Origin of the sequence: Pseudomonas sp. NY15435, from assembly GCF_048068295.1 — a bacterium.
Classification (GTDB): domain Bacteria; phylum Pseudomonadota; class Gammaproteobacteria; order Pseudomonadales; family Pseudomonadaceae; genus Pseudomonas.
The window spans coordinates 540488-552568 of the sequence record NZ_JBLUQA010000002.1; the positions used below are offsets into that span (position 1 = coordinate 540488).

Here is a 12081-nt window from a genome sequence, read left to right on the forward strand (position 1 = left end):
CGGGGGCGCCGCTAAAGTGTGCGCCCCCGTTTTCGTTGCCTTGCTACCGATCATGACGCCTCTTCAGCGCTACCAGGAAGACCTCAAACGCCCCGACTTCTTCCACGACGCCGCGCAAGCGAACGCCGTGAAGCATCTGCAACGCCTCTACGACGACCTGGTCGCCGCTGATAAAGGCAAGACTGGCCTGTTCGGCAAGCTGCTGGGCAAGAAGACCCAGGAGCCGGTGAAGGGCCTGTACTTCTGGGGCGGCGTCGGCCGTGGCAAGACCTACCTGGTGGATACCTTCTTCGAGGCGCTGCCCTTCAAGCAGAAGATGCGCACGCACTTCCACCGCTTCATGAAGCGCGTCCACGAGGAAATGAAGACCCTCAAGGGTGAGAAGAACCCGCTGACCATCATCGGCAAGCGTTTCGCCGACGAGGCCCGGGTGATCTGCTTCGACGAGTTCTTCGTCTCCGACATCACCGACGCGATGATCCTCGCGACCCTGCTGGAAGAACTGTTCAAGAACGGCGTCAGCCTGGTGGCAACCTCCAACATCGTGCCGGACGGCCTGTACAAGGACGGCCTGCAGCGCGCCCGCTTCCTGCCGGCCATCGCCCTGGTCAAGCAGCACACCGAAGTGGTCAACGTCGACAGCGGCGTAGACTATCGCCTGCGCGCCCTGGAACAGGCCGAGCTGTACCACTGGCCGCTGTCCGAGCAGGCCGAGCAGGCCATGACCCGCGACTTCAAGGCGCTGACCCCGGAGTGTGCCGCTGCCACCCGCGATGACGCGCTGATGATCGAGAACCGCGAAATCCGCGCGCGCATCACCTGCGATGACGTGGCCTGGTTCGAGTTCCGCGAGCTGTGCGACGGCCCGCGCAGCCAGAACGATTACATCGAGCTGGCGAAGATCTTCCACGCCATCCTGATCTCCAATGTCGAGCAGATGGGCGTGACCAAGGACGATATGGCTCGCCGCTTCATCAACCTGGTGGACGAGTTCTACGACCGCAACGTCAAGCTGATCCTCTCCGCCGAGGTCGAGCTCAAAGACCTGTACACCGGCGGCCGCCTGGAGTTCGAGTTCCAGCGCACCCTGAGCCGTCTGCTGGAAATGCAGTCCCACGAATACCTGAGCCGCCCACACCGTCCCTGACGGTTCGGCGAATAAAAAAGGCTGCCCTCGGGCAGCCTTTTTCGTTTTGGCTCTTTGTAGGAGCGAGCTTGCTCGCGAATCTTTTGTCGGCGGCTCAATAGCTGGGCGGTTCGCGAGCAAGCTCGTTCCTGCACATCAAGAATCAGCGTTGGGCCATTTCCTGCTGCGCCTTCTTCAGCAATTGCTGGGCGTGGGCAATTTCCAGCGCCTCCATAGCGTTGATCGGCTTGATTGCCACTGCTTTCTTCAACTGCTCCAGAGCTTTCTGCTCTTCATCTTCGCCGTACACGTAGGCCAGCGCATTGGCGTATTCGTAGTGGCCGATGGGCAGGTCGTCGGCGGCGCGGAAGGAGCGGGCGAAGTACTGCTCCATCTTGTCCGCGCTCACCCCGTAGGTCATCTTGCCTACCAGCTTGCCGACCTTGCGGATCACGCCGGCTTCATAGCCGCCGTAGAGCGCCAGGGCAAAGGGCTGGTTCGGCTGCTTGGCCAGCAGGGCGTCCAGCTCCTTGGGGATCTCGCTGGTATAGCCGCGCTTGAGCACCACCGGCACCGGCAGGTCTTCGGCCAGGCGCGCCTTGGCGTAGGCGCGGCCGAATTGGGCAATGGGGTCGGCGTTGAGCAGCGGGCCGGCGTCGTCGGTGTAGCTGATCACTTCTTCCAGCAGGCGCTGCTTCTCCTCCTGGTTCGGCGCGAGGAACATGGCGTAGAGCACCTGGGCGAACATGCCGGGCACTTGTCCGCCGACGCCCAGCGCCAGGCCGTCCTTCTTGGCCTGGGCGAAGTCGCCGCGAAACACCTTGCGCCACACGTCTTGCAGCTTCTCGGCGTAGACCTGCGCCTCTTCCGGCTTGCCGCTGAAGCCGGTGCCGGCTGCGACCGTCTTCTCGAGAGCTTCGGGATGCTTCGTGGCCATGGTGACCACCCAGTCCGCATCGGGGAAGGGATAGTTGGTGCCGAAGCCGCGGGTCAGGCGCGGCCAGGCCTCGCGCAACTTGTCGCCGCTGTAATTGAAGGCGCTCTGGTCGTAGGGGAAGGGTTTCCAGCTGTCGTCCGCCACAGCGTTGAGGCTGAAGACGGTCAGGAGGGCAAGCAGAAAGCGGCGCATGGCGATATCCCGTGAAGTTCTTGTTGTCGGAAGCTACCCCGATCATAGGGCCGCTCCCGAGTCCGTGAACCCATCCTAGGGATGGCCTGTTTCAGGCTTCCTTCTGTTCGTATTGGCGCCGGTAATGATTCGGCGACAGCCCGGTGTGCTGGCGGAAAAGTCGAGCGAAAAAGCTGGCGTCGTCGTAGCCGACTTCGTAGCTGATGGTCTTGATGCTCTTGCGGCTGGTCGACAACAGGTTGCGCGCAGTCTCGATGCGCAGTCGCTGCAGGTAGTGCAGCGGCTTGTCGCCGGTGGCCGCCTGGAAGCGCCGCATGAAGTTGCGGATGCTCATGCCGTGTTCGCGGGCCACATCCTCGAAGCGGAACTTGTCGGAGAAGTGCTCCTCCAGCCAGTGCTGGATCTGCAGAATCGCCGGGTCGTGGTGCAGTTTCTGTCCGCCGAAACCCAGTCGGCCGGGCGTGTAGGTGCGTTGCACCTCGTAGAGGATGTCGCGGGCTACGCCCTGAGCCACAGCGGCGCCGCAGAAATGTTCGATCAGGTAGATGTACAGGTCGCGCACCGAGGTGAGGCCGCCGGCGCTGTAGATGTTGTCAGCGTCGGCAATGTGCTTGTCCTGGTTGAGCAGCACCTTGGGGTAGCGCTCGGCGAACTCGCGGAAGAAGCGCCAATAGGTGGTGGCTTCCTTGCCGTCCAGCAGACCCGCTTCGGCGAGCCAGAACACACCCGAGACTTCACCGCATAGCACGCAGCCGGCGGTATGACGCTCGCGCAGCCAGGCCGTTACCTGTGGGTAGAGGGTCAGCAGTTCGTCGAAGTCGCCCCAGAAGGCGGGGAGGATGATCAGCTCCGGTTCGTCCAGGGCGCCGTGTACCGGCAGGAGGTCGCCGCTGAAACTCGTCACCGGCTGGCCGTCGGGGCTGACGATGCGGGTCTCGAAGCTGGGCTGTAGGCCGAGGCCCTGCTGGCGGCCATGGCGCAGGGCGGCCATGTGGAAGAAGTCCTTGGCCTGCATCAGGGTGGAGCCGAACACGCCATGGGTGGCGAGGATGCTGACGCGGCGCAGCACGCGGGAAGCTGGGTTGGGCATCGGTTCTTGTACTTCTTATGGATGTCTTTGCATGACGCTAAAGCGGTCATGATGCGGCTGGATCGTCTTATTTTTTGGCGAAAGTGTCCAGTGCAGAGCGGTTCGTGCTGGCCTACAGTCGGCCTTCCAATAATTCCTACAACCGATCCGCAGGTGCACCGCATGATTCCGAGAACCCTGTTCAGTTCCGACCACGAGCTGTTCCGCGACAGCGTCCGCAAGTTCCTCGAACAGGAGGCGGTGCCCTTCCACGCCCAGTGGGAAAAGGACGGTCATGTCGACCGTCAGCTGTGGAACAAGGCCGGCGAGGCCGGAATGCTCTGCTCGCACCTGCCCGAGGCCTACGGCGGCATGGCGGCTGATTTCCTCTACAGCGCCGTGGTGATCGAGGAGATCGGTCGCCTGGGCCTGACCGGCATCGGCTTCTCGCTGCATTCGGACATCGTTGCGCCCTACATCCTTCACTACGGCAGCGAAGAGCTGAAGCAGCGCTACCTGCCCAAGCTGATTTCCGGCGAGATGGTTTCGGCTATCGCCATGACCGAGCCGGGCGCCGGCTCCGACCTGCAGGGCGTGAAGACCACTGCCGTGCTGGATGGCGACGAGTACGTGATCAACGGATCGAAGACCTTCATCACCAACGGCTGGCTGGCCGATCTGGTGATCGTGGTCGCCAAGACCGATCCCAAGGCCGGGGCCAAGGGCACCAGCCTGTTCCTGGTGGAAGCGGGCACGCCGGGCTTCAGCAAGGGCAAGCGTCTGGAAAAGGTCGGTATGAAGGCGCAGGACACTTCCGAACTATTCTTCCAGGACGTGCGCATCCCCAAGGAAAACCTGCTGGGCAAGGACGGGCAGGGCTTCATCTATCTGATGCAGGAACTGCCCCAGGAGCGCCTGACCGTCGCCCTCGGCGCGCTGGCCTCGGCCGAGGCGGCGCTGAAATGGACATTGGACTACACCCGTGACCGCAAGGCCTTCGGAAAGTCCGTCGCAGATTTCCAGAACACTCGCTTCAAGCTCGCGGAAATGGCCACCGAGATCCAGGTCGGCCGTGTCTTTGTTGATCGCTGCCTGGAGCAGCACCTGGAGGGCAAGCTCGACGTACCGACCGCGGCGATGGCCAAGTACTGGACCACCGACCTGCAATGCAAGGTGCTCGATGAGTGCGTGCAACTGCACGGCGGCTACGGCTTCATGTGGGAGTACCCGATCGCCCGTGCCTGGGCCGATGCGCGCGTGCAGCGCATCTACGCCGGCACCAACGAGATCATGAAGGAGATCATCGCCAGGGCTTTGTGATCGAGCTACCCCTGTAGGGGCGAGCTTGCTCGCGAACAGGTTCCGCCGGGAAATCCAGCGCTGGATCGTTCGCGAGCAAGCTCGCTCCTACGAGAGCAAAGAGAGCAAAGCGCTACGGCGCCGGGTTCGGCTGGTCCTTGTGGATCGCCTCGATGCCGGCCAGCACCTCGTCGGAGAGCTTCAGCTTGAGGCTGCCGAGATTGGCTTCCAGCTGCTCGAGGTTGGTCGCGCCGATGATATTGCTGGTCACGAATGGCCGGCTGGTGACGAAGGCCAGGGCCATCTGCGCCGGGTCCAGGCCGTGCTCGCGGGCCAGGTTCACGTAGCGGTCGCAGGCGCGGGCGGTCTGCGGGTTGGTGTAGCGAGTGAAGCGGCTGAACAGCGTGATTCGTGCGTTGGCCGGGCGCGCGCCGCCGAAGTACTTGCCCGAGAGCATGCCGAAGGCCAGCGGCGAGTACGCCAGCAGGCCAATCTGTTCGCGGATGGCGATTTCTGCCAGGCCCACCTCGAAGCTGCGGTTGAGCAGGTTGTAGGGATTCTGGATCGACACCGCACGCGGCCAGCCGCGCTCCTGGGCGATCTGCAGGAAGCGCATGGTGCCCCAGGGCGTCTCGTTGGACAGGCCGACATGGCGGATCTTGCCGGCGCGAACCTGCTCGTCGAGCGCTTCCAGGGTGTCTTCCAGCGCCGTGAAGCTTTCTTCCTTGTGCTGGTAGCCCAGCTGGCCGAAGAAGTTGGTGCTGCGCTCGGGCCAATGCAACTGGTAAAGGTCGATCCAGTCGGTCTGCAAGCGCTTCAGGCTGCCGTTCAGCGCCGCGACGATGTTTTTGCGGTCGAGCTTCGGCTGGCCGTCGCGGATGTGGCTGATGGAGTTGCCGGGGCCGGCGATCTTGCTGGCGAGCACCCAGTCGGCGCGATCGCCGCGCTGGGCGAACCAGTTGCCGATGATCTGTTCGGTGCGGGTGTAGGTTTCCGCGCGCGGCGGCACCGGGTACATCTCGGCGGTATCGATGAAATTCAGACCGGCGGCCTTGGCCCGTTCGATTTGGGCGAAGGCTTCGTCCTGGGTGTTCTGCTCGCCCCAGGTCATGGTCCCCAGGCAGAGGGAGCTGACTTTCAGTTCGGTGCGGCCGAGCGGGCGGTACTCCATGCGGGTCTCCTCATGAAAACAAGTGCGTCATACAGTTGAAAATTCTGCCGGAATCTGCATAATTCCGCAGCCTTTCATCGGTGGGGGATGCCAAAGCCTGCCGATTGATACATCTAGTCGTTACGGACGCACACCGACCCGAGCCCCAATTCGTGTCTGTCTTCGGCTGTCCTTGACTTGTCAAGGCAACCACTGTCCAGTAAGATTCGCCGTCTTATTTTCAGGCGGCCCCTGAGGCTATAACGAATGAAAACTTATACCGCGAAACCAGAAACTGTTAAGCGCGACTGGTTCGTCGTCGACGCTGCTGGCCTGACCCTGGGTCGTCTGGCTACCGAGATTGCTACCCGCCTGCGCGGCAAGCACAAGCCGGAATACACCCCGCACGTTGATACCGGCGACTACATCGTCGTCATCAACGCCGAGCAGGTTCGTGTCACTGGCGCCAAAGCTACCGACAAGATGTACTACCATCACTCGGGCTTCCCGGGCGGTATCAAGTCGATCAACTTCGAGAAGCTGATCGCCAAGGCTCCTGAGCGCGTTATCGAGACTGCCGTCAAAGGCATGCTGCCGAAGAACCCGCTGGGCCGCGACATGTACCGCAAGCTGAAAGTGTACAAGGGTGCCAATCACCCGCACACCGCTCAGCAGCCTCAAGAACTGAAGATTTAACGGGATAGCTCATTATGTCGGCGACTCAAAATTACGGCACTGGCCGTCGTAAGACCGCTACCGCTCGCGTCTTCCTGCGTCCGGGCACTGGCAAAATCTCCATCAACAATCGCACTATCGAGCAGTTCTTCGGTCGTGAGACCGCTCGCATGGTTGTCCGTCAGCCGCTCGAGCTGACCGAGAACACCGAGAAGTTCGATATCTACGTAACCGTCGTTGGCGGTGGCGTAAGCGGTCAAGCTGGTGCGATCCGTCACGGTATCACCCGCGCTCTGATCGAGTACGACGAGACCCTGCGCAGCTCGCTGCGTAAAGCCGGCTACGTCACTCGCGACGCCCGCGAAGTTGAACGTAAGAAAGTCGGTCTGCGTAAAGCGCGTAAGCGTCCGCAGTACTCCAAGCGTTAATACGACGCTTCGAAAAAAACGCCCAGATCCTTTGGACTGGGCGTTTTTTTATGTCTTCAATAAGTTCGTGCGGCAAGGTGTCGCATCCGCGCAAGCCGCGCGGCGCAAGGGTTTCAGGGGTTGCGTAACAGGCTATTACCTTGTCATCACAAGGGCTTTTCTTTACCATTTGGCGAATTTTTTGCGCGGCTCGAATTTTTACTTAAAAGCCTGATTTGAACAGGCTTGAAGCTGATGGGAGACGACTGAATGAGTAATGACGGCGTGAATGCAGGCCGGCGTCGCTTCCTTGTCGCGGCCACTTCGGTGGTTGGTGCGGCAGGAGCGGTCGGAGCTGCGGTCCCGTTCGTGGGGTCATGGTTCCCCAGTGCCAAGGCGAAGGCCGCTGGCGCGCCGGTGAAGTACAACGTAGCCAAGATCGAGCCAGGCCAGCAGGTCATCGCTGAGTGGCGCGGCAAGCCGGTATTCCTGGTGCATCGCACCAAGGAAATGCTGGATGCGCTGCCGACCCTCGACGGGCAACTGGCGGACCCCGAGTCGAAGGCTTCGGACCAGCCTGCCTATGTCGATCCCAAGGTGCGCTCGATCAAGCCTGAGCTGGCTGTGATCGTCGGTATTTGCACCCACCTGGGCTGCTCGCCGACTTTCCGTCCGGAAGTCGCTCCTGCGGACCTCGGTCCGGACTGGAAGGGTGGTTACTTCTGCCCGTGTCACGGCTCCCATTACGACCTCGCCGGCCGCGTTTACAAGGGACAGCCCGCGCCCCTGAACCTGCCGATTCCGCCCTATTCGCTTGATGGTGACGAGCTGACCATCGGTGTGGACCAGGAGAAAGCCTGATGAACAAGTTCATGGCTTGGGTCGATGCCCGCTTCCCCGCGACCAAGATGTGGGAAGACCATCTGAGCAAGTACTACGCCCCGAAGAACTTCAATTTCTGGTACTTCTTCGGCTCCCTCGCACTGCTCGTCCTGGTTAACCAGATCCTCACCGGTATCTGGCTGACCATGAGCTTCACTCCGTCGGCCGAAGAAGCTTTCGCGTCCGTCGAGTACATCATGCGAGATGTAGATTACGGCTGGATCATCCGCTACATGCACTCCACCGGTGCATCGGCGTTCTTCGTGGTCGTCTACCTGCACATGTTCCGTGGCCTGCTGTACGGTTCGTACCAGAAGCCGCGTGAGCTGGTGTGGATCTTCGGTATGCTGATCTACCTCGCCCTGATGGCTGAGGCCTTCATGGGCTACCTGCTGCCCTGGGGTCAGATGTCCTACTGGGGCGCCCAGGTAATCATTTCGCTGTTCGGTGCCATTCCGGTCGTCGGCGAAGACCTGGCCCAGTGGATTCGTGGTGACTTCCTGATCTCCGGCATCACCCTGAACCGCTTCTTCGCCCTGCACGTGATTGCACTGCCGATCGTCCTGCTCGGCCTGGTCGTGCTGCACATCCTCGCGCTGCACGAAGTCGGCTCGAACAACCCCGACGGCGTGGACATCAAGAAGAAGAAGGACGAGAACGGCATCCCGCTGGATGGCATCCCGTTCCACCCTTACTACACCGTCAAGGACATCGTCGGTGTCGTGGTCTTCCTGTTCGTCTTCTGCACTGTGATCTTCTTCTTCCCGGAAATGGGTGGTTTCTTCCTCGAGAAGCCCAACTTCGAGATGGCGAACCAGTTCAAGACCCCCGAGCACATCGCTCCGGTTTGGTACTTCACTCCGTTCTACGCCATTCTGCGCGCCGTTCCGGACAAGCTGATGGGTGTCATCGCCATGGGCGCTGCCATCGCCGTGCTGTTCGTGCTGCCGTGGCTGGACCGTAGCCCGGTTCGCTCGATCCGCTACAAGGGCTGGCTGAGCAAGATCTGGCTGGTGATCTTCGCGGTTTCCTTCGTGATCCTCGGCTACTACGGCTCGCAAGCGCCGTCGCCGCTGGGTACCACGCTGTCCCGCCTGTGCACCATTCTGTATTTCGCCTTCTTCATCCTGATGCCGTTCTACACCCGGATGGAGAAAACCAAACCGGTTCCGGAAAGGGTGACTGGCTGATGAAAAAGCAATTCGCTGCATTTGTTCTGGCTCTGCTGCCCGTCTTCGGCTTCGCTGCCGAAGGCCATGGTCCGGCCCTGGACAAGGTCGACATCGACCTGACCGACAAGGCCGCCATGCAGGATGGCGCGCGTACTTTCGCCAACTACTGCATGGGCTGCCACAGCGCCAAGTTCCAGCGTTATGAGCGTGTCGGCCGCGATCTGGGTATCCCGGAAGAGCTGATGATGAGCCACCTGGTGTTCACCGGCGCGAAGATCGGTGATCACATGGACATCGGCATGAAGCCGGCTGACGCCAAGGCATGGTTCGGCGCTGCGCCGCCGGACCTGACCCTGGTAGCTCGCGTTCGTGGCGCTGACTGGCTGTACACCTACCTGCGTTCGTTCTACGAAGATCCCAAGCGTCCTTGGGGCGTGAACAACAAGATCTTCCCGAACGTCGGCATGCCGAACGTGCTGGTGAGCCTGCAGGGTCGCCAGGTCGTCGGCTGCAAGCAGGTTCAGGTCGTCGAGGATGGCAAGAAGCAGTACGATCCTCTGACCGGTACCCCGCTGACCCACGAGGCCTGCGATCAGCTGACCATTGTGCCGAAATCCGGCCAGCTGACCGAAGCCCAGTTCGACGAGAAGGTGAAGAACCTGGTGACCTTCCTGGCTTATTCGGCTGACCCGAACAAGCTGGATTCCCACCGCATCGGCACCTACGTCCTGCTGTTCCTGGCCTTCTTCTTCGTGTTCGCCTACCTGCTCAAGCGCGAATACTGGAAGGACGTGCACTAAGCACAACCAGTCGTAGTAACAAGCGCGCGCCCTACGGGGCGCGCGTGCGTTTTTCTACCTCCCACAAGAAATCCTGCGAGGAGGCGCGCGGCATGGCCGCTATCAACAAGCTCACCTGCTTCTCCGACCCTTCCTGCCATTACAGCCATCGCGTGCGCCTGGTGCTGGCGGAAAAGAGCGTCGTTGCTGACATCATCGATGTACCTGCCGGCAACATCCCGGCCAAGCTCGCTGAAGTGAACCCCTATGGCAGCCTGCCGACTCTGGTGGATCGCGATCTCGCGCTCTACGAGTCGACGGTAGTCATGGAGTACCTCGATGAACGTTATCCCCACCCGCCGCTGCTTCCGGTCTACCCGGTGGCTCGCGCAAACAGCCGCCTGCTGATGCACCGTATCCAGCGCGACTGGTGCAGCCTGGTGGACCGTATCCTCGATACCCGCCGCAAGGATGCCGAGCGAGCCTTGGCGCGCAAGGAGTTGCGTGAGAGCCTGACAGGGGTGTCGCCGCTGTTCGCCGATAAGGCGTTCTTCCTCAGTGATGAGCTGAGCCTGGTGGATTGCTGCCTGTTGCCGATCCTCTGGCGCCTGCCGATCCTGGGCATTGAACTTCCGCGGCCGGCGAAACCTCTGTTGGACTACATGGAGCGGCAGTTTGCACGGGAGACTTTCCGTGCCAGCCTGTCCTCTATCGAACGTGATATGCGCTAAGGAGCCCGATGATGAACTCCAGTCGTCCCTACCTCGTGCGAGCCCTCTATGAGTGGATCGTCGACAACGGCTGTACCCCGCATATCCTGGTGAACTCCGAGTACCCGGGCGTGCGGGTGCCGCCGGGTTATGCCAGCGACGGGCAGATTGTGCTGAACGTCTCGCCGACCGCTGTGCGCCACCTGCAGATGGACAACGAGGCGGTCAGCTTCGAAGGTCGCTTCGGTGGTGTCGCCCAGAGCCTCTACGTCCCGTCCCAGGCCGTAATGGCGATCTATGCCCGGGAGAATGGCCAGGGCATGGTCTTCGATCTGGAGCCGCCGGTACCCACCGACGACGAGGATTTGCCGGATGACGGCCCCTCCGACGAGCCGCCGCGCCCCAGTGGCCGGCCGAGCCTCAAGGTTGTGAAGTAATAAAAAAGGCGACCCGAGGGTCGCCTTTTTCATGCCTGCAATGAAGAGTCCGATCAGTCGATGTACTCGAACAGACGGACGATCTTCTGCACGCCGTCCACGCCCTGAACCACCTGGGTGGCCAGGTCGCCTTCCTTGCGGGTCACCAGGCCCAGCATGTAGACGATGCCGTTCTCGGTCAGGACCTTGATGCGGGTGGAGGGCACGTTCGCGTCAGCGAGCATCTGGCTCTTGATCTTGGTGGTCAGCCAGGTGTCGTTGCTGCGGGCGGCCAGGGAGGAGGGCTGCAGGATCTGCAGCTCGTTGTGCACGGTCTTGACCTTCTGCACTTCCTTGGCGGCCTGCTCGGCCTTGTTCTTCAGGTCGGCGCGCGGCGTCTGGCCGGCCAGCAGCACCACGCCGTTGTAGCTGATCACCACGACGTGGGAGTCGCGGTCGAGGGCTGGGTCGGCCTTGGCGACGTTCACTGCCACCTTGGTTTCGATCAGCGAGTCGTCGATCTTGCTGCCAAGGGTACGGGTGCCCTTGTCGTCGTCGATCGGCTTGTCGCGGGTGGCGCTGACGAAGCTGGTGCAGCCACCCAGTGCCATGGTCACGGCCAGTGCGGCTGCGATCAGGGGGGTACGGGTCATTCTTCACTCCCGAACAGTTGACGGTCGATGAGGTCGCACAAGCAGTGGATCACCAGCAGGTGGACTTCCTGGATGCGCGCTGTGACCTTGGCTGGGACGCGGATCTCCACGTCTTCGGGCAGCAGCAACGATGCCATGTTGCCGCCGTCGCGGCCGGTCAGAGCTACGACAACCATTTCGCGATCATGTGCGGCCTGGATCGCCTGAATGACGTTCGCCGAGTTGCCGCTGGTGGAGATCGCCAGCAGAACGTCACCCGGTTGGCCCAGGGCGCGGATCTGCTTGGAGAAGACTTCGTTGTAGCTGTAGTCGTTGGCGATCGAGGTGATGGTGGAGCTGTCGGTGGTCAGGGCGACCGCTGGCAGGCTCGGGCGCTCGCGCTCGAAGCGGTTCAGCAGTTCGGAGGAGAAGTGCTGGGCGTCGCCGGCGGAGCCGCCGTTGCCGCACGAGAGAATCTTGCCCTCGTTCAGCAGGGCATTGACCATGACCATGCTGGCCTGCTCGATATGCGGAATGAGCACCTCGGTGGCCTGTTGCTTGGTCTCGATGCTGGCATGGAAGAGCTGGCGGATACGGGATTGCATGTCCATCAGGTGTGACCTTTCGTCGGGCGT

The 12081-nt window shown here is 61.6% G+C and carries 14 protein-coding genes; 9 read left to right on the plus strand and 5 right to left on the minus strand.

Translation table 11 applies throughout. The features are described 5' to 3' along the window. The first annotated feature begins 52 nt into the window (after positions 1 to 52). Positions 53 to 1147, plus strand: coding sequence for a cell division protein ZapE (gene zapE, locus ACNFH5_RS06645; protein ID WP_416744862.1), 1095 nt, complete (start codon positions 53 to 55; stop codon positions 1145 to 1147). 142 nt (positions 1148 to 1289) lie between these two features. Here the strand turns inward: zapE and ACNFH5_RS06650 are convergent, their stop codons facing one another. Continuing rightward, the gene (locus ACNFH5_RS06650) at positions 1290 to 2255 is read right to left on the minus strand and encodes a hypothetical protein (protein ID WP_416744863.1); all 966 of its coding nucleotides are present in this window, start codon (positions 2253 to 2255) and stop codon (positions 1290 to 1292) included. A 91-nt stretch (positions 2256 to 2346) separates the two neighbouring features. Then, the gene (locus ACNFH5_RS06655; protein ID WP_416744970.1) at positions 2347 to 3246 is read right to left on the minus strand and encodes a GlxA family transcriptional regulator; all 900 of its coding nucleotides are present in this window, start codon (positions 3244 to 3246) and stop codon (positions 2347 to 2349) included. Positions 3247 to 3498: 252 nt separating this feature from the next. On the opposite strand from ACNFH5_RS06655, the gene ACNFH5_RS06660 reads away from it, so the two are divergent. Next, positions 3499 to 4644, plus strand: coding sequence for an acyl-CoA dehydrogenase family protein (locus tag ACNFH5_RS06660; RefSeq protein WP_416744864.1), 1146 nt, complete (start codon positions 3499 to 3501; stop codon positions 4642 to 4644). A 112-nt stretch (positions 4645 to 4756) separates the two neighbouring features. Here the strand turns inward: ACNFH5_RS06660 and ACNFH5_RS06665 are convergent, their stop codons facing one another. Beyond that, positions 4757 to 5794 (minus strand): NADP(H)-dependent aldo-keto reductase, encoded by a 1038-nt coding sequence (locus ACNFH5_RS06665; protein WP_416744865.1) that lies wholly within the window; start codon positions 5792 to 5794, stop codon positions 4757 to 4759. Between the two features lie 246 nt (positions 5795 to 6040). Between ACNFH5_RS06665 and rplM the strand changes: the two genes are divergently transcribed. The 7 genes from rplM (at position 6041) to ACNFH5_RS06700 (ending at position 10835) form a co-directional block, all read left to right on the plus strand. After that, positions 6041 to 6469 carry a 50S ribosomal protein L13 gene (gene rplM / locus ACNFH5_RS06670; RefSeq protein ID WP_015475857.1) on the plus strand — a complete coding sequence of 143 codons (429 nt, stop codon included), beginning with the start codon at positions 6041 to 6043 and terminating at the stop codon, positions 6467 to 6469. Between the two features lie 14 nt (positions 6470 to 6483). Then, entirely contained in the window at positions 6484 to 6876 is a 393-nt protein-coding gene (gene rpsI / locus ACNFH5_RS06675; RefSeq protein WP_416744866.1) for a 30S ribosomal protein S9, read from the plus strand. A 249-nt stretch (positions 6877 to 7125) separates the two neighbouring features. Then, positions 7126 to 7716 carry a ubiquinol-cytochrome c reductase iron-sulfur subunit gene (gene petA, locus ACNFH5_RS06680; RefSeq protein ID WP_045209610.1) on the plus strand — a complete coding sequence of 197 codons (591 nt, stop codon included), beginning with the start codon at positions 7126 to 7128 and terminating at the stop codon, positions 7714 to 7716. Then, positions 7716 to 8927 (plus strand): cytochrome b, encoded by a 1212-nt coding sequence (locus ACNFH5_RS06685; RefSeq protein ID WP_045209611.1) that lies wholly within the window; start codon positions 7716 to 7718, stop codon positions 8925 to 8927. Before petA ends, ACNFH5_RS06685 begins: the two co-directional genes overlap by 1 nt. Continuing rightward, positions 8927 to 9709, plus strand: coding sequence for a cytochrome c1 (locus ACNFH5_RS06690; RefSeq protein WP_081517481.1), 783 nt, complete (start codon positions 8927 to 8929; stop codon positions 9707 to 9709). Before ACNFH5_RS06685 ends, ACNFH5_RS06690 begins: the two co-directional genes overlap by 1 nt. A gap of 92 nt (positions 9710 to 9801) precedes the next feature. After that, a complete protein-coding gene (locus tag ACNFH5_RS06695; protein WP_192431550.1) occupies positions 9802 to 10419 on the plus strand; it encodes a glutathione S-transferase N-terminal domain-containing protein in 618 nt (205 codons plus the stop codon). 11 nt (positions 10420 to 10430) lie between these two features. After that, complete coding sequence (locus ACNFH5_RS06700; RefSeq protein WP_081517483.1) at positions 10431 to 10835, plus strand: ClpXP protease specificity-enhancing factor; 405 nt, start codon at positions 10431 to 10433, stop codon at positions 10833 to 10835. A gap of 53 nt (positions 10836 to 10888) precedes the next feature. Here ACNFH5_RS06700 and ACNFH5_RS06705 read toward each other — a convergent pair whose 3' ends face one another. Then, positions 10889 to 11467, minus strand: coding sequence for a BON domain-containing protein (locus ACNFH5_RS06705; RefSeq protein ID WP_138521301.1), 579 nt, complete (start codon positions 11465 to 11467; stop codon positions 10889 to 10891). Next, positions 11464 to 12057 (minus strand): phosphoheptose isomerase, encoded by a 594-nt coding sequence (locus tag ACNFH5_RS06710; RefSeq protein ID WP_017518113.1) that lies wholly within the window; start codon positions 12055 to 12057, stop codon positions 11464 to 11466. Before ACNFH5_RS06710 ends, ACNFH5_RS06705 begins: the two co-directional genes overlap by 4 nt. Positions 12058 to 12081: the final 24 nt, after the last annotated feature.